The 17,114-nt window shown below is 73.9% G+C and carries 14 protein-coding genes; 4 read left to right on the forward strand and 10 right to left on the reverse strand.

Annotated features, from left to right (window positions below):
• Positions 1-90: 90 nt before the first annotated feature.
• The 10 genes from ACNF49_RS34220 to ACNF49_RS34265 are packed head-to-tail and all read right to left on the reverse strand — an operon-like array spanning position 91 to position 13,372.
• Positions 91-3,174, reverse strand: coding sequence for a chondroitinase family polysaccharide lyase (locus tag ACNF49_RS34220; protein WP_482940139.1), 3,084 nt, complete (start codon positions 3,172-3,174; stop codon positions 91-93).
• A gap of 59 nt (positions 3,175-3,233) precedes the next feature.
• Entirely contained in the window at positions 3,234-4,646 is a 1,413-nt protein-coding gene (locus tag ACNF49_RS34225; protein ID WP_482940140.1) for a WD40 repeat domain-containing protein, read from the reverse strand.
• A gap of 44 nt (positions 4,647-4,690) precedes the next feature.
• Positions 4,691-6,103 (reverse strand): aldehyde dehydrogenase family protein, encoded by a 1,413-nt coding sequence (locus tag ACNF49_RS34230; protein WP_357976834.1) that lies wholly within the window; start codon positions 6,101-6,103, stop codon positions 4,691-4,693.
• Complete coding sequence (locus ACNF49_RS34235) at positions 6,100-7,236, reverse strand: P1 family peptidase (RefSeq protein ID WP_482940141.1); 1,137 nt, start codon at positions 7,234-7,236, stop codon at positions 6,100-6,102. Before ACNF49_RS34235 ends, ACNF49_RS34230 begins: the two co-directional genes overlap by 4 nt.
• Positions 7,236-8,417 (reverse strand): M20 family metallopeptidase, encoded by a 1,182-nt coding sequence (locus ACNF49_RS34240; RefSeq protein WP_482940142.1) that lies wholly within the window; start codon positions 8,415-8,417, stop codon positions 7,236-7,238. The genes ACNF49_RS34235 and ACNF49_RS34240 overlap by 1 nt, the downstream gene beginning before the upstream one ends.
• Complete coding sequence (locus ACNF49_RS34245) at positions 8,414-9,238, reverse strand: ATP-binding cassette domain-containing protein (RefSeq protein WP_482940143.1); 825 nt, start codon at positions 9,236-9,238, stop codon at positions 8,414-8,416. The genes ACNF49_RS34240 and ACNF49_RS34245 overlap by 4 nt, the downstream gene beginning before the upstream one ends.
• A complete protein-coding gene (locus ACNF49_RS34250) occupies positions 9,207-10,121 on the reverse strand; it encodes an ABC transporter ATP-binding protein (RefSeq protein WP_482940144.1) in 915 nt (304 codons plus the stop codon). The genes ACNF49_RS34245 and ACNF49_RS34250 overlap by 32 nt, the downstream gene beginning before the upstream one ends.
• Positions 10,108-10,941: an ABC transporter permease gene (locus ACNF49_RS34255; protein WP_482940145.1), complete on the reverse strand. Its 834-nt coding sequence runs from the start codon at positions 10,939-10,941 to the stop codon at positions 10,108-10,110. The genes ACNF49_RS34250 and ACNF49_RS34255 overlap by 14 nt, the downstream gene beginning before the upstream one ends.
• Complete coding sequence (locus ACNF49_RS34260; RefSeq protein WP_482940146.1) at positions 10,938-11,876, reverse strand: ABC transporter permease; 939 nt, start codon at positions 11,874-11,876, stop codon at positions 10,938-10,940. The genes ACNF49_RS34255 and ACNF49_RS34260 overlap by 4 nt, the downstream gene beginning before the upstream one ends.
• Entirely contained in the window at positions 11,873-13,372 is a 1,500-nt protein-coding gene (locus ACNF49_RS34265) for an ABC transporter substrate-binding protein (RefSeq protein ID WP_482940147.1), read from the reverse strand. The genes ACNF49_RS34260 and ACNF49_RS34265 overlap by 4 nt, the downstream gene beginning before the upstream one ends.
• An 89-nt stretch (positions 13,373-13,461) precedes the next feature.
• Here ACNF49_RS34265 and ACNF49_RS34270 point away from each other — a divergent pair, with 89 nt between their 5' ends.
• Genes ACNF49_RS34270 through ACNF49_RS34285 form a run of 4 tightly spaced genes read left to right on the forward strand, consistent with a single transcriptional unit; the run spans position 13,462 to position 17,008 of the window.
• Positions 13,462-14,238: a FadR/GntR family transcriptional regulator gene (locus tag ACNF49_RS34270; protein ID WP_482940148.1), complete on the forward strand. Its 777-nt coding sequence runs from the start codon at positions 13,462-13,464 to the stop codon at positions 14,236-14,238.
• Between the two features lie 30 nt (positions 14,239-14,268).
• Complete coding sequence (locus ACNF49_RS34275) at positions 14,269-15,252, forward strand: adenylate/guanylate cyclase domain-containing protein (protein ID WP_482940149.1); 984 nt, start codon at positions 14,269-14,271, stop codon at positions 15,250-15,252.
• Positions 15,249-16,007, forward strand: coding sequence for an aminotransferase class IV (locus tag ACNF49_RS34280; RefSeq protein ID WP_482940150.1), 759 nt, complete (start codon positions 15,249-15,251; stop codon positions 16,005-16,007). The genes ACNF49_RS34275 and ACNF49_RS34280 overlap by 4 nt, the downstream gene beginning before the upstream one ends.
• 29 nt (positions 16,008-16,036) lie before the next feature.
• Positions 16,037-17,008: an LLM class flavin-dependent oxidoreductase gene (locus ACNF49_RS34285; RefSeq protein WP_482940151.1), complete on the forward strand. Its 972-nt coding sequence runs from the start codon at positions 16,037-16,039 to the stop codon at positions 17,006-17,008.
• Positions 17,009-17,114: the final 106 nt, after the last annotated feature.

Genomic DNA, 17,114 nt, shown 5'->3' on the forward strand with positions numbered 1-17,114 from the left:
GACTGGGGACGTGAACCGTCTGATCGGGACGGTGGCCGTCGCGGTCACGGGCGTGATCCCCGGGCGGGGGCGCCCCCGCCCCCGCCCGGGTCAGGTCGCGGGACTCAGCCGCACCTGCACCGGCCGTCCGTGCACGGTCTCGAACTCCAGGACCGTGCACGGCCCGGTGATCCTGGCCCGGCAGGGTTGGCCGGCGTCCGCCCGCCACCGCCCGTCCAGGGTCACTTTCATGCGGTGCGGGTGGCTGGGGCTGGCCAGCCAGGGCCGCGACCACGGGCTGTAGTGCCCGACGTAGCGACCCTTCTCGTACTGGTCGTGGTCGATCCCGCCGTACAGGCGCAGGTCGGGATCGCATACCGCGATCACCAGCGTCTCCCCCTCCGTACGGACGAGCAGCATCGAAGGCGTGTCGACCTCGCGGACCAGACCTTCCAGACGGGTGCGCTCGAACACCGCGTACCCCGTGATGCCGGTGCCGCGATCCCGTACGACGTGGGCCGCCGTGTCGGCGCGCAGCACCTGGTAAGGGGCGCGCGCCGCGTCCTCCATCGCGGCGGCGAAGCCGGCCATGCGCTCGGCCGTGGCGTTGACCACCATCGCGTACTCGTACGTCCCGTTCCGAGGGGCGGTGCCGTGCCTGATCCAGGCCGTGGCGAAGTCTCCGCTGGTGGGCTCTTCCGTGGCGTTGTTGCGAGAGGTCTGGGCCGAGCGGGTCAGGGCCACTTTCTGCCCGGGTGCCAGGTAGTAGCCGATGCCCTTGTCGTCGAGCAGCCAGCGCGGGCCGCCGTCGAGCGCCTGGTGCGGGAAGGCCGTGACCGCGGCGCCGTCCACCACGGTGGGCGCGTTCCTGGCCGGCAGCCGGGTCTGGAAGAGGGTGGTCTCCGTCTCGTCCGCGGCGTCGTCGTTGGTGATGCCGGTGCCCAGGGCCACGACGCGGTCGTCGAACAGGAACACCGACTTGCGGGCCCGGTGCGTGCCGTCGTACTTGGGGTGTCCGTGCAGGTCCATGGCGAACAGGGCGTTGCGTCCGTCGATGGTGCAGGCTCCGGCGAAACGGGAGTCGGTGAGGAGCATCTCCTCGATGGCCCCGGTCAGGTCACCCTTGAGCCGGTCGAGCGGTTTGTGGATGACCGTGGTGCCGGGGCGGCGGTTCCAGTCCCAGCCGGGCTGGGCGTAGCCGCTGTCCTGGTTGGTGACGGGGTCGCCGCGGTGCAGGACCTGGATCTGGCCGTAGGTGTTGTAGCGGCCGTACCAGTTGGCGCCGACGTAGATCTCGGTGCTCCACAGGTAGCGGTTGTGGCCGCGTACGGTGATCTGCCATTCGTCGCGGCGGTGCACCGCGAGCGCGGCGTAGTTGAGCGCCCAGGCGCCGGTCGGAGCCGGTTCCGGGGCGATGCCGCGCGCGGCGAGCCGGGCCGCGAGCTCCTTCTGCCGCTGCGTCGGGTTGCCGGGCAGCAGGCGCAGGAAGGCGGCGGCGATCTCGTCGTCGATCGGGGCCAGCCACTCGAACGGGACGATCGACAACGCCGTGGCGCCGCTGGGGTTGCGGCCGCTGATCGAGATCGGCCAGTGGTTCTTGTTGGCGTAGACGCGCTGCGTGAGCAGCGCCTTGCGCAGCCAGCCGGACGCCTCGGGCGAGATCGCGAACGAGCCGCCGTGCAGGACGTAGACCAGCGGCGCCAGCCCGGCGAAGCCGTCACGGACGTAGTCGGGGAAGAAGCCGACGTGGTGGAAGGCGGTGCCGTCCACCTTGATGCCGTCCTGGATGCCGTCGGTGGGCAGCAGGGTGGCGTTCAGCCAGTCGCGCAGCGCCCGCAGGTAGGCCACCTGCTGCGCCTCGCCGTCGCGCAGCAGCACGGCCGCCAGCATGCCGCGGACCGTGGTGTTGTACAGGTCCATCATGCTGCCCCGGGCCATCCGGAAGCCGAAACCGCGGAAGATCCGGCCGAGTCCGCTCAGCCATTCCAGGTCCGCTCGTACCCGCTCGAACTCCCCGGCCTCGCGCAGGGCGTCCCGCATGAGGTAGACGGAGTCGTACAGGCCGCGGACATCGTAGCCGAGGTGGTGGATGGTGCCCTGGCAGCTGCCCTTCGTCCAGCCCTGTTCCCGCAGGTGGGCGACCATGCGCAGGTAGAGCGCGGCCAGCGCGGGACGTTCGGCGGGGGCGGCCTGGTGGGCCTGGGCGATCGTCTTCATCAGATCGGTGCAGGCGCGCAGCGTGACCGGGTTCACGAACGCCTTGAGCTCGGCGGCGATCGCGGCCGGGTAGATCTGCGACTGGTAGGCGTGCGTGGGGCGGCCCTCCAGGGCGGCGACCTGCGCCGTCAGCCCTGGCACGTCCGGCTTGACCTGGGCGGTCAGGTACTCGTCGTGGTAGCGGGTGTGCAGGGCGCGCAGCGAGGCCAGCTCGCCGGCGGACGGCGGCGACAGGTCGGGCTCGACGGTGGCCAGCAGCCGGTCGAAGCGGTGGAGGGCCTGCCAGTGCTGGTTGTCGTACTCGTCGCCCTCGGGGGCGATGTCGGGGAGCTGGTGGTCGCGGCAGGGGGCGTCGGGGCGCAGCGGCACGTTGAGCATGAGCTGGTCGAGGTGCAGGGTCCCGGCCCTGCGCGGGGCGACGATGCGCAGGGTGTCCATGTCGGGGTGGGGCCTGCCGTGCATGTCGTAGGCGTACCGCACCCACGCCGTACGCCACCCGCTGAACCCGAGCCGGAACTCGAACCACAGGTCGGTGCGCTCACCCCGGCCGAACTCGAACCTGAGCACGTCGTCCACCGGCTCGGCGTTGTGCACCCACACACAGAACGCGTCCACCAGCCCCTGCCACGCCTGGTCGTCGCCGAGCCGGTAGGGGTCGGGCGCCCACCGCAGCGGCGCCCGCACGGTGATCACGTCGCGGCTCGCGTGCTCCCAGCGCAGCGACCTCGTCCCGCACACGGCGACCCGGTCGCTGATCGACAACGTGGAGCCCGGCCCGGCCGCGAAGTGCGGCGGGACCGCGCTCTCCAGCAGGAACACCGGCGGGTCCATCGCCATGGCCCGCTGCTCCAGCCCCTCCGCGGCCGGTCCGGCCGCCGGTCCGGCCGCCGCCAGTGCCGCCGTCCCCGGGCCGCCACCCACAAGGAAAGCGCTTGCCGCACCCGCCTTGAACACCGTTCTGCGCGTGATCTCCACCATGCGCGCCATCCAACGCGACCGCTGCGGCAAGGTAAAGACATCTGGTCAAACCGTTACCCTCATCGGAGCGAGCAGAGGCTCACGTCCCCGTCGCCGCCGCCGTGGTCCGAAGGGTCCGCGCCGCCCGTGTAGCGGTCCCAGTCCGCCCTGCTCAACATCCGGGAGCCGCCGTCGCACAGGACCTGCCCGGGGTCGGCGACCACCTGCCGCAGGTCGTGGAGGTCCCACAGGGAGAAGGTGGTGCTCTCGGGGGCGGCCAGCAGGGCGCTGCGGGCGCCGTCGCTCAACGCCACCCCCCGCACCTCCGACGGGTACCCGCGCAGCCCGGCCAGCCGGACGGGCCGGGAAGGGACGGACAGGTCCCAGAGCGATCCGTTGCCGTTGGAGCCCGCCAGGAGAGCGGTCCCGCCGTCGGGTGTGAGGGCCACGTCGAGCATGTCCGCCGGAGGCATCACGATGACGGCGGTCCGGACCGGGCGGGCCGGACGGGCCGGGTCGCCGAGCGTCCAGACCTCCGCCTGGCTCCGCCAGTCGGCCCCCGGGTCGCGCCGCGCGACGACGAGGACGCGTCCGTCGCCGCTCAGGGCGGCGGCCGTGCCGGTGTGGATGGCCGGGGTCAGCTCGGCCGCCTTCACCGGGTGCGCCGGGTCCGCCAGGTTCCAGATCGTCACCGGGCCATCGTCGGCCGTGGTGACCGCCGTCCTGCCGTCGCCGCTGAGGTCGAGGTCCGCCGTCGGGGAGTCGTGGACGGCGGTGACCGAGCGCCGGGCCGGGTGGTCGCGTACGGTCAGGTCCCACACCAGCAGGTTCCCGGCGAAGTCGGCGACCGCGGCGACCCGGCCGTCCCGGCTCACCGCCACCGCCTGGACGTCGTCGAGCGGCCCCTTCGCCGCCACGCCCGGCAACGTCGCCCGCCGGGCCGGGTGGGCGGGATCGGTGAGGTCCCACACGGTCGTGGCGCCGTCGTCGCCGCCGGTCAGAGCAGTGCGGCCGTCGTGGGAGAGCGCCGGCGCCTCGACCGCGCCCTCGGGGCCGTCCAGGATGACCGCTCTCCCGGAGCCGAGCTGCCAGACCTCGGCCTTCCCGTTCCCGGCGACCAGGCCGACGCGCCCGTCGCCGCTCAGCTCGGCATGCCAGGCGCCGCCGGGGCCGCGGAGCCAGAGGTCGTCCCTGCGCCCCAGCAGGAGGGTGTCGGTCAGCCCGGCGCGGGTCTGGTCGTCGGCGTGCAGGCCCAGAGCGGCCAGGCCGAGGTCGCGAGCCTTGACCGGATCGTCCCCCCGCAACTCGGCGGCGTGCAGCGCGAGCCCGTGGGCCAGTGCGACGCGCTCCCGGTCCCGCGCCTGCCCGTGCTCCCGCCACCAGGCCGTGCCGGCGCACGCCAGGGCGACGGCCAGGAGGACGGCGAGCACCGGCAGGGCCCTGCCGCCGCGCGCTCGCGGAACAACCGCCGGCTCGTCCGTCTGAATAGCCAAGGCACGCGCCTCCTCGCCGTTTCGGCGCCACCCTACAGCGGCCGTCAGGGGCGGATGATCGCCATTCTGGTCACCGTCATTTCCTCCATGGCGAACCTCGGGCCCTCGCGGCCGCTGCCCGAGTCCTTGACGCCGCCGTACGGCATGTTGTCGGCGCGGAAGCCGGGCACCTCGTTCACCACCACGCCGCCGGTCTGGATGCGTTCGATCGCGGTGAATGCGGTGGCCAGCGAGCGGGTGTAGACGGAGGCGTGCAGGCCGTACCGGGAGCGGTTGACGGCCTCGAAGGCGGCGTCGAGGTCCGGCACCCCGCGTACGCACACCACCGGGCCGAAGATCTCCTCGTCCCACGCGGCGGCGCCGTCGGGCACGCCGGACAGCACGGTCGGCGCGATCGCCCGGCCCTCGCGCATCCCGCCGGCGACCACCTCGGCGCCCGAGTCGCCGATCCACTCAAGGACGCGGTCCGTGGCGGCGGGGTCGATCAGCGGGGCCACGCGGGTCCCGGGCAGGCGCGGGTCGCCGACGGCGACGTCCTTGACGCGGGCGGCCAGCAGCGCCAGGAACTCCTCCCGTACGGGCTCCTCCACCAGCACCCGCTGCACCGCGATGCACGCCTGCCCGGAGGCGTAGTAACCGCCGCGCACGACGGCGTCGGCGGCGGCCGCCAGGTCGGCGTCGGCGGCGACCACGAGGGCGGCGTTGGAGCCGAGTTCGAGCAGCACCTTGGTGGGGGCGGCGGCGCGGGCGATGGCGTGCCCGGCGGCGGCCGAGCCGGTGAAGGAGACCGCGCCGATCCGCCGGTCCTCGACCAGCGTGCGGCCGACCTCGACGTCCCCGGTGACGAGCTGGACCCCGGCGGGCGGCAGGCCGCCCTCGCGGAGCAGGTGCACCAGCCGGAGCGTGGCCAGGGGCGTCGCCGGGGCGGGCTTGACGATCACCGGGCAGCCGGCCGCGACCGCCGGGGCGATCTTGTGGGCGGCCAGGAGCAGCGGGTAGTTGTAGCCGGTGATCCCGACGACGACGCCGATCGGCCGCCGCGTCCAGAACCCGATCAGCCCCTCCCCCGACGGCAGCAGGTCCAGCGGGACGGTCTCGCCGTGCAGCCGGGCGACCTCCTCGGCGGCCGTGGCGAGGGTGAGCAGCGTCCTGGCCACCTCGACCCGGCAGTCGACCAGCGGCTTGCCGGTCTCCAGGACGAGCAGCCGCTCGAACTCCTCGCGGCGGGCGGCGAGCGCGTCGTGCGCGGCCATGAGCGCGGCGCGGCGGGCGTGCGAGGGCAGCGCGGCCATGGCGGGCGCGACGGCCAGCGCCTCCTCCAGGGCGCGGGCCGCGTGGGCGGGGGTGCCCAGCGGGGCGCGGGCCACCACCGAGCCGTCGTAGGGGAAGATCACCTCGGTGGTGTCCTCGGTGGCGGCCCATCCGGCTCCGATGGGCAGGCCGTCCGGCCAGGTCATCTGTCTCCCCCTAGGACGCTCGGGAACACGTCGAGGTACGCGGGCGCGCCCTCGCGGCCGGTGGCGGCGAGCATGGCGTGGGCCACCGCCCGGCTGAACACGTCGGCCGCGGCGGCCAGGACGTCCTGGAGCCCGTCGGGGCCGGGGGCCGGGCGGGCGCAGGCGGCCAGGCCGAAGACGGTGTCGCCGTCGACCATGGTGTGGGCCGGCCGGATGGCTCTGGCCAGGCCGTCGTGGGCCACACCGGCCAGCTTGCCGCACTGGGCCTTGGTGAGGGTGAGGTCGGTGGCCACCACGCCGATGGTGGTGTTGAACGAGGTGACCTTGTCCGGCTGCCACGCCCCGGCCTCGGCGGGGTCCGGGCGGCGCAGGTGGCCGAACTCGCCCGGCAGGCCGTAGCGCACGCCGGCGAGGGTGGCGCCCGCGGGGTCGAGGACGGATCCGGCGGCGTTGACGACGGCCAGGGCGGCCACGGTGACGCCGCCGGGCAGGACGGCGCTGGCCGTCCCGACGCCGCCGGCCAGGCCGCCCGCCATCGCCCCGGCGCCGGCCCCGATGGACCCGCTGGCCGTGGGGGGCGCGGTGGCGTACCGGGCCGCCGTCCCCGGGGAGGAGGGAGCGAGGGCGGCCCCCGCGCTGTCTCCGGGGCGGGGCAGGGGCGCGGGGAAGGGCGGTAGGTGCGCCGGAGTGCGGGCGGCGGCGCAGGCGGCGGCGCCGAGGCGGGCGTCAGGGGTGGCGCGGAAGTCGCCGCCGCGCCCGAGGTCGTAGATGACGGCCGCCGGGACGATGGGCACCACGCCGCCCGCCACCGGGAAGCCGATGCCCGCGTCGGCCAGCGCGTCCATCACCCCGCACGCCGCGCTCAGCCCGTACGCGCTGCCGCCCGACAGCACGACGGCGTGCACGCGCTCGACCAGGTTGCGCGGATCCAGCAACTCGGTCTCGCGGGTGCCGGGAGCGGCGCCGCGCACGTCGACGCCGGCCACCACGCCCTCCGGGGGCGCCAGCACCACGGTCGTGCCCGTGCGGTAGCCGCCGCCCACGCGGTGCGCGTGCCCGACGCGCAACCCGGCGACGTCCACCAGCGAGTTCGTCGGCCCGGGACGCATCCCGGGCCCGGGTTCGGCGAGCATCAGAAGTCCCGGTGCAGGAAGCGCCGCGCCGCCTCGGCGAACACCCGGGTGCACCGGACGATCTCGGCGACCTCGACGTACTCGTCCGCCTGGTGGGCGATCCACTTGCCGCCGGGGCCGTACACGACCGAGGGGACGCCGCCCCAGTGGGTGAGCACGGTCCCGTCCGTCGAGCCCGGCACGCCGCCGTAGACCGGCTCCTCCCCCGTCACCGTACGGTGGGCCGCCGCCAGCGCGGCCACCACCGGGTCGGTCACCGGCACGTCCACCGGCGGCCGGTCCACCAGGACCGACACCGACGCCTCGATCCCGTCCTCGGCGGCGGCGAGGGCGGTCACCCGGTCGGCCACGACCTTGTGCTCCAGCCCGGGGACCGTGCGCACGTCGACGAAGACGGACGCGGTGGCGGGGATGACGTTGACCTGCTCCTCGCTGCCCGCCCGGACCACGGTCGGGGTGACGTACACCTCGCCGAGGTGCTCGTGGGCCGGATGCCGTTCCTGGAGCTCCCGCTGGAGGGAGCGCAGGGCGACCAGCAGCGTGCCGGCCGCCTGGACGGGGTTGCGGCCGTGCTGCGGCATCGCGCCGTGGGCCATCTTGCCGGTGAGGTCGACGCGCAGCCGCAACGCGCCCTTGGCCACCGCGCAGATCTCCCCGGCCTCGGGCTCGGCGACGATCGCGCCGTCCACGCCGTCGGCCAGCCCGGAGGCGACGAAGTGGTGGGCGCCGATCATCAGGCCCTCCTCGTCGGCCAGCGCGCACACCTTGATCCGGCCGGGGAACGGGCCGGCGAGCTGGAGCGCGCGGGTGGCGTAGAGGGTGGCGGCCAGGCCGGACTTCATGTCGGCGCTGCCCCGGCCCCACAACCGCCCGTCGCGGATCTCGCCGCCGAACGGGTCGACGGTCCAGGTGGACAGGTCGCCCTCGGTCACGACGTCGGTGTGGCCCTCGAACATCAGCGTCGGCCCGTCGCCGCCGCCGCCCTCGACCACCGCGACGACGTTGGGCCGCCCGGCGGCGGCCTCGCTCACGACCGGGTCCCAGCCCCACTCGCGCATCCTGGCCGCGACCAGCTCGGCGGCCGGCCGCTCGGTGCGCCCGCGCGCGGGGTCGTTGGTGCTGGGGATGCGCACCAGGGCCTGCGTGAACTCCACGACGCCCCGCTCGTCGACCTCGATCACAACAATCCCTCCAGGGTCGGTACGGCCTGCAGCAGGTCACGCGTGTAGGGGTGGCGCGGCGCGGCCCAGACGTCGTCCACCGGGCCGGTCTCGACGATCTCGCCGCCGCTCATGACGGCCACGGTCTCGCACACGTGCCGGACCACCGACAGGTCGTGCGAGACGAACACGAGCGTGAGGCCCAGCTCGTCCACCAGGTCGGCGAGCAGGTTGAGGATCTGGCCGCGGACGGACACGTCGAGGGCGCTGACGGGCTCGTCGGCGACCAGCACCTTCGGCCGGGGCGCGAGCGCGCGGGCGATGGCGATGCGCTGCCGCTGTCCGCCGGAGAACTGGTGGGGGTAGCGGTCGGCGGCCGAGGCCGGCAGGCCGACCTCCTCCAGCAGCTCGGGCACCCGCCCGCCGACCGGCAGGCCGAGCGCGACCAGCGGCTCGGCCACCAGGTCTCGCACGCGCATGCGCGGGTCGAGCGAGCTCATCGGGTCCTGGAAGACGATCTGCAGGTTCTCCCGCAGGAAGCGCAGCCGCCGCTCCGGCAGGCCGGTGATCTCCCGCCCGTCGAAGACGACGGACCCGCCGGTGGGCCGGTCGAGGCCGCACAGCAGGCGCAGCAGCGTGGACTTGCCGGAGCCGGACTCACCGACGATGCCGAACCGCTCCCCGCGGCGGACGGTCAGCGACACCTCCCGCAGCGCGTGGACGGGCGCGCCCGGCCTGGTGAGCGAGGTGCGCGGGCGGTGGTAGACGCGGCTGAGACGACGGGCCTCGATCAGCACGTCGCCCGTGGGCTCATTCCGCGGGGTGCCAGCATGCGTAGGCATGGCCGTCTCCTGTCAGCGCCGGCGGGGTCTCGCACCGCGGGGTGGCGTGCGGGCAGCGGTTGCGGAACACGCAGCCCTCGGGGAAGGCGCCCGCGGGCGGCACGCTGCCCTTGATGGTCGGGAGCCTGGTGCCGCGCGGCGTGAGCCGGGAGGCGGCCAGCAGGCCCTCGGTGTAACGGTGGCGGGGGCGGGTGAAGACCTCGCGGATGGGCCCGGTCTCGACGACGCGGCCGCCGTACATGACGATCACCCGCTCGCAGACGGAGGCCACCACCGCCAGGTCGTGGGTGATGAACAGCAGCGCGGGGGCGACCTCGGCGATCAGCTCCAGCATCTGCTTCTGCACGGTGACGTCGAGCGCGGTGGTCGGCTCGTCGCAGACCAGCAGCCCCGGCTCGTTGGCCAGGGCGATGGCGAGCATGACGCGCTGCCGCTGGCCGCCGGAGAGCTGGTGGGGGTAGGCGCGGGCGATCTGTCCTGGTTCGGGGAGCCGGACGCGGTCCAGCAGGGCGAGCGCGCGCCGCCCGGCCTCGGCGCGGGGGACGCCGTGCAGGGTCATGGCCTCGGCGACCTGCGCGCCGACGCGCATGAGCGGGTTGAGCGCGGTCATCGGCTCCTGGAAGACCATCGCCAGCTCGCGCCCGCGCAGGTCCTTCAGCCGCTTCTCGGGCACGCCGACCAGGTCGCGCTCCCCGAGCCTGGCCGTGCCGGCGGCGGTGACGCCCTCGGGCAGCAGGCCCATGAGCGACAGCGCGGTCAGCGACTTGCCGGACCCGGACTCGCCGATCAGCCCGACCCGCTCGCCGGGCCCGATCGCGAACGACACGTCGTGCACGAGCCCCACCCCGCCGGCCCGTACGGAAAGCCCCTCAACCGTCAGCACGGACCCTCCTGAGCTTCGGATCGAGGTGGTCGCGCAGGCCGTCGCCGAGCAGGTTGAACCCGAGAACGGCGAGCGCGATCGCCAGGCCCGGCCACAGCGCCAGACGCGGGGTGGAGAACAGCAGCTCCTGCGACTCCTGCAACATCCGCCCCCAGGACGGGGTCGGCGGCCGGGTGCCGAACCCGAGGAACGAAAGCGCCGCCTCGGCCAGGATCGCGATCGCGAACGACACCGACGCCTGCACGATCAGCACGGACCCGATGTTCGGCAGCACGTGCCGCACGGCGATCGCGCCCCGGCGGCGGCCCGCGGCGCGCGCGGCCAGGATGTAGTCGGTCACCATGACCTGGAGCGTGGCGGCGCGGGCCACCCGCGCGAACGCGGGCACGGCCGCCACCCCGATCGCGATCATCGCGGTGAGCGTGCCGGCCCCGTAGACCGCGCCCAGCATGACGGCCAGCAGCAGCGCGGGGAAGGCGAACACCAGGTCGTTGACCCGCATGATCAGCTCCGACAGCCAGCCGCGCGGCGTCATCCCGGCGACCACGCCGAGCGGCACGCCCAGGACGGCGGCGATGCCGACGGCCACCACGCCGACGTAGAGGGTGGTGCGCGCGCCGACCATGAGCTGGCTGAGGGTGTCGCGGCCGAACTTGTCGGCCCCCAGCAGGTAGCCGCCGCCGGGGTCGCGCAGCTTGCGGGCGGCGTCGACGAGGGTGGGGTCGTGCGGCGTCCAGACGAAGGAGACCAGCGCGGCCAGCGTCACCAGCCCGACCAGGGCGCCGCCGGTCAGCAGCGCGGCGTTCGCCCGGCCCCTCATCGCAGCCTCGGGTCGAGCAGGCGGTAGGCGACGTCCACCACGAAGTTGATCAGAAGGACCGCGGCCACCAGCACCATCACCACACCCTGGACCAGCAGCAGGTCGCGCCCGGCGACCCCGTTGAGCAGCAGGTCGCCGAGCCCGGGCAGGACGAAGACGCGCTCGACCACGACCGCCCCGACCAGCAGGGTGGCCAGTTGCAGGCCGAGCACGGTGATCACGGGGATCGAGGCGTTGCGCAGGCCGTGCCGCCACAGCGCGCCGGTGCTGCCGCGGCCCTTGGCGCGCGCGGTGCGCAGGTAGTCCTCGCGCATGACGTCGAGGACGGCGCTGCGCACGTAACGGGTGAGCACGGCGCCCTGGACGAGCCCCAGCGACAACCACGGCAGCAGCAGCGAGCGCAGCCACTCCTGCGGGCTGTCGGCGATCGGGACGTACCCGCCGGAGGGCAGCGCCTGCGCCTTCACCGCGAACACGAACACCAGCAGGATGCCGGCGAGGAAGGCGGGGACGGCGATGCCGAGCTGGCTGGCCGCGCTGATCGCCGCGCCGAGCGGGTTGCGGTGGTGCACGGCGGCGAACGTGCCGAGCGGCACCGCGACGGCCAGCGCCAGCACCATGCCGCCCAGCACCAGCACGGCCGTCACGCCGAGCCGCTCGCCGATCTGCGGGCCGATGGGCGAGCTGGTGACGTAGGAGACGCCGAAGTCGCCGTGGGCCAGCCCGCCGATCCAGTCGAGGAACTGCACGACCGGCGGGCGGTCGGTGCCGAACTGGCGGCGCAGCGCGGCGACCGCGTCGGGGGTGGCGTTGACGCCGAGCGCGATCTCGGCCGGGTCGCCGGGCAGCAGCGCCATGAACGCGAACACCGCGACGGCGGCGACGGCGGCGCTCATGATCAGCACCGCCAGCCGTTTGAGCAGGTAGAGCGTCACTGCTTGGCGAGACCGGTGAAGTCGAAGGACTCCGCGATGGCGTTCTTCGGCAGCCCGGTGACGCCCTTCTTCGCCACGATCAGGTTGGGGAACAGGAACAGCCAGTCGGCGGCGGCGTCGTCCGAGAGCAGCTTGGCGGCCTTCTTCAGGTCGTCGGTCTGCTGCTGCTCGGTGCCGGCGTCGGCGGAGGCGAGGAGTTTGCCGAACTCGGGGTTGTCATAGTGGAAGTAATACGATTTATCGGCAAAAATCCCCATGTCGCGCGGCTCGACGTGGTTGATGATGGACAGGTCGTAGTCGCCCTGCTTGAACACCACGTCCAGCCAGCGGGCCGGGAACTCCAGCGGCTCGATGTCGGCCGTGATGCCCACCTGGGCCAGCTGCGACTTCACGACCTGCGCGCTCGCCACCGCGTACGGCAGGTTGGGTATGCGCATCTTGACCGTCAGCGTCTTGCCGCCCAGCAGTTCCTTGGCCTTGGCCGGGTCGTAGGGGTAGTCGCCGGTGCGGTCCTCGTACCAGGGGTCGGTGGGCGGCACCATCGAGCCGATGAGCTGGCCGCGCCCGGCCCACGCGGTGTCCAGCAGCGCCTTGTGGTCGATCGCGTACCGGACGGCCTGGCGGGCCTTGACGTCGTCGAACGGCGGCCGGGCGTTGTTCATCGACAACACGACCTCGCCGTTGGTGGTGCCCTCGACCGTCTGGAACCGGCCCGGATCGGCGAACTGCTGCAGCGACTCGGGCGCCTGCACGGCGGAGATGACGTCGATGCCGCCGGTCAGCAGCGCGTTGTTCATCGCCGTGGCGTCCTTGAAGTACTTCAGGGTGATCGCCGACAGCGCCGGCCTGGTGCCCCAGTAGGAGGGGTTGGCGGCGAGCTGGATCGACTCACCGCGCTTCCACGCCCCCAGCGTGTACGGCCCGGTGCCGACGGGCTTGTTGGCCAGGTCGGCCACGCCGGTGCGGCTGAACATGGCGCCGAGCCGGGTGGCCAGGGCGTAGAGGAAGCCGTTGCTCGGCCGCTTGAGGGTGACGACCGCGGTGGCGTCGTCGGTCTTGGCCACCTTGTCGATGACGTCGAGCTGGGCCTTGATCTTGAGCTTCCAGTCGCTCCTGACCCGGTCGAGCGAGAACACCACGTCGTCGGCCGTGAACGGCGCCCCGCTGCTGAACGTGACGCCCTTGCGCAGGGTGAAGGTGTAGGTCTTCCGGTCGTCGGAGACCGACCACTTCTCGGCCAGCAGCGGCTTGATCGAGCCGTCCTGGTCGAGCTTGACCAGGCCCTCGTAGACGTTGACCAGCAACGCCTGCGGGATGGCCGCGCCCTCGGTGGCGGTGAAGTCGAGGTTGGCCGGCTCGGCCACGAACCCGACGGACAGGGACTGGGCCTTGGGGGTGCCTCCGGTGCCGGAACCGCCCGAGCCGGAACCGCCGCCACAGGCGGCTGTGACCAGCAGGAGACCGCCCACGGCGATCCAGATTCCGATTCGCCTCATGTCTTACAGCCTCCTGGCTAGTGCACTGGTCTGACCAGTAGGCTACGCACATTGCCAGTCCGTGACGGCTCGGGTCAAGGGGGCTTCCCATGGGTGCACGGTTCGAGCCGGTGCGGGCCGTACGCGCCTACGAGCGGGTCGTGGAACAGGTCGAGGAGGCCATCGAGAGCGGGGCCCTCGGCCCGGGGGCGCGGCTGCCCAGCGAGCGCGAGCTGATGGTGCAGTTCTCGGTGGGGCGCTCCACGGTGCGGGAGGCGCTGCGCGTGCTCCAGGCGCGCGGCCTGGTGCGGTCCCGGCCGGGCGATCCCAACGGCGCGGAGGTGCTGCCGTTCTCCCCCGCCGCCTTACACAAGTCGATGACCACGCTGGCGCGGGTGGCCGAGCTGTCGCTGGCCGAGCTGGTGCAGTTCAGGATGGTGCTCGACTCCTCGGCCGTGCTGCTGGCCGCGCGGCTGCGCACCGAGGAGCAGCTCGCCGAGATGGAGGCGGCCATCGCCGGCATGCGCGCCGCCATGCGCGACGCCGCGGCCTCCGGCCACGACGCCTCCGGCCACGACGCCTTCAGCGCGGCCGACGTGGCCTTCCACGACGTCGTCGTGGCGGCCAGCGGCAACACGCTGATCCAGGTCTGCACCGACGTGGTCCGCTCGGTCGTGCTGGGGCTGATCGCCGGGAAGATCGCCGACGCGCCCGACCGCGGGTCGCTGATGCGGCGCAGCATCCGGCACCACGAGGAGGTGCTGGCCGCCGTGCGCGCCGGCGACGGGGCCGCGGCCGCACGCCTGCTGCGCCGGTCCATGTACGACTACTACGCCGTCCACCTGCCCGACGCCGAGCGGCCCGCCCTGCGCGCCCTCCTGGAGTGACGCCCGCCACAGGGGTGTTATGTTGCACGCGTGTCACGCGAGGACGGGGACGGGGTGGCGGAGGCGTTCCTGCGCACGCCGCGCCGCTACACCAGCCACCAGGTGGCCCACATGGCCGGGGTCCCGGTCTACCGGGCGCGCCGGTTGTGGCGGGCGCTGGGGTTCGCCAACGTGGCCGACGACGCGGTCGAGTTCACCGACGCCGACGTCGAGGCGCTGCGCACCATGCTCGCGATGGTCAGCTCCGGCGCCTACGACGAGGAGCACATGCTGCTGATGGCCCGCTCGATCGGGCGGGCGACGGCCCGGCTCGCCGAGTCGCAGGCCGAGCTGGGCGCGGAGGCGCTCGACCAGGCGGGCGTGCCGCTGGCCGAACGCCCGCGGGCCTGGCGGCGGCGGGCCGAGCGGGTGGTGCCCGACCTGGCGCGGCTGCTGGTCTACGCCTGGCAGCGCCAGCTCGCCGCCGCCGCCGGCCGGCTGGCCGACCAGGACATGAGCGCCGTGCGCATGGCGGTGGGGTTCGCCGACCTGGTGGCCTTCACCCGGCTCAGCCGGCAGATCACGGCGACCGAGCTGTCCCGGCTGGTCGACAGGTTCGAGGGGCGGTCGGCCGACGTCGTGACGTCCTCGGGCGGGCGGGTGGTCAAGACGCTCGGCGACTCGGTGCTGTTCGTGGCCGACAAGTCGCACGTGGCGGCCGAGATCGCGCTGCGCCTGGTGGAGACCCACCGCGGCAGGGACATGCCCGAGCTGCGGGTGGGCCTGGCCGCCGGCCCGGTGATCTGGCGCATGGGCGACGTGTTCGGCACCACCGTCAACCTGGCCAGCCGGCTCACCGCCCTCTCCCTGCCTGGAACGATCCTGGCCGACCCCGAGATGGCCGAGGAGCTGGAGGGCGACCGGGCGTTCCTGCTGCGCGCGGTCGACCGGCTGTCGGTGCGCGGGCTGGGCGAGCTGGCACCCTTCACGATCATGCGCGCGGGAGCGGGCGGACGGGACATGCTGGACGCATGATCGTACGAGCGGTGGTCGAGGGCAGGCCGGTGGACGCCGACGCGCGCTTCGCGCTGGAGGCCCGCTACGGGCACTTCACCGCCATGCAGGTCAGAGACCGGCGCACCCGCGGCCTGGCCCTGCACCTGGAGCGGCTGGCGGCGGCCAACCTGGAGCTGTTCGGCGCCCGGCTCGATCCGGCGGCGGTGCTCGGCTCGATCAGGGCCGTGCTCGGCGACGACCTGCGCGACGCGGGCGTGCGGGTCTACGTCGTCGAGCACGACGGCCGCCCGCGCGTCGTGGCCACCGCCGCCCCGCCCACCGAGGTCTCCACCCGCCCGCAGCGCGTCACGGCGGTCGTCTTCCAGCGTTACCTGCCGCACATCAAGAAGGCGGCCGGGTTCGCCCAGGCGCACCTGCGGCGGACCGTCGCGCCCCTGGGCTTCGACGAGGCGCTGCTGACCACCGCCGACGGCCTGATCAGCGAGGGCGCGATCACGAACGTCGGCTGCTGGTCCGGCGGGCGCCTGCTGTGGCCGGACGCGCCGATGCTGCGCGGAACCGCCATGGGCCTGCTGGCGGGTGTCGACGTGCCCCAGGAGCGCCGTCCGCTGCGGGTCGCCGACCTGCCGGGCTTCGACCTGGTGTTCCTGTGCAACTCCCACGGCGTGGTCCCGGTCGGCGAGGTCGACGGCGTGCCGCTGCGCCAGGACGGCGCGACGCTGGCCCGGCTGCTCTCCTGCTACGACGCCGTCCCGTGGGACCCGCTGGATTGATCCCGGGCCGTGCGGCGTTGCACGCAGGCGTGACCCTGTACTCGATTCTCGACCGTTCGCTCCTGCGCCGGGGCTCCGACGCGGCCACCGCGCTGCGGGACACCGTCGCGTTCGCCCGGCAGGCCGAGGAGCTGGGCTACCACCGGTTCTGGGCGGCCGAGCACCACAGCGTGCCCGGCGTGGCCGGGGCGGCGCCGACCGTGCTGGCCGCGGCCGTCGCGGCGGCGACCGGGCGCATCCGGGTGGGCACCGGCGGCGTGATGCTGCCCAACCACCGGCCGCTGGTGGTGGCCGAGCAGTTCGGGGTGCTGGAGTCGCTCCACCCCGGGCGGATCGACATGGGGCTCGGGCGTTCGGTGGGGTTCACCGGCGGCGTCCGGCGGGCGCTCGGGCACGGCAAGGAGGCCGCGGACGGGTTCGGCGACCAGGTCGGCGAGTTGCTGGGATACTTCACCGGCGGGCAGCGGGCGCATCCGGGCGTGCACGCCGTCCCGGCCGAGGGGCTGCGTCCGCAGGTGTTCGTGCTGGCCATGGGGTCGGGGGCGGATCTCGCGGCGGAGCTCGGGCTGCCCATGGTGATCGGGGCCGGGCCGCGGGCGGTGGAGGCGGCGGCGCGCTACCGGGCGGGGTTCCGGCCCTCGGAGTGGGCGGCGCGGCCGTACGTGATGACGGCGGTCAGCGTCGCGGTGGGGGCGACGAGCGAGGAGGCGGCGCTGCTCCAGCTGCCCGAGGCGTGGTCCACGGCGCGCTCGCGCACCAGCGGCGCGTTCCCGCCGCTGGTGCCGGCCGAGGAGGTCGCCCGGCTGGAGATGGCCGGGCGGGAGCGGGCGCTGCTGGAGGAGGCGCTGAAGGGCCAGATCCACGGCACCGCGCCGGAGGTGGCGGTCGCGCTGGGCTCGTTGGTGGAGGCCACCGGCGCCGACGAGGTGCTGGTCACGATGAACACCTACGACCTGGAGCGGCGGCTGGAGTCGTACCGGCGGCTGGCCGTTCTGATGTGATCGCCAATTCAGTCGTGTTTTGTTGGCAAATGCCCATATTGCGCGCGCCAATTGGGCTCCGGTAATTACCGGATGTCACCCCTGTTCCATCCGGGCAACACCCATA

This window comes from Actinomadura sp. ATCC 39365 (genome assembly GCF_054392275.1).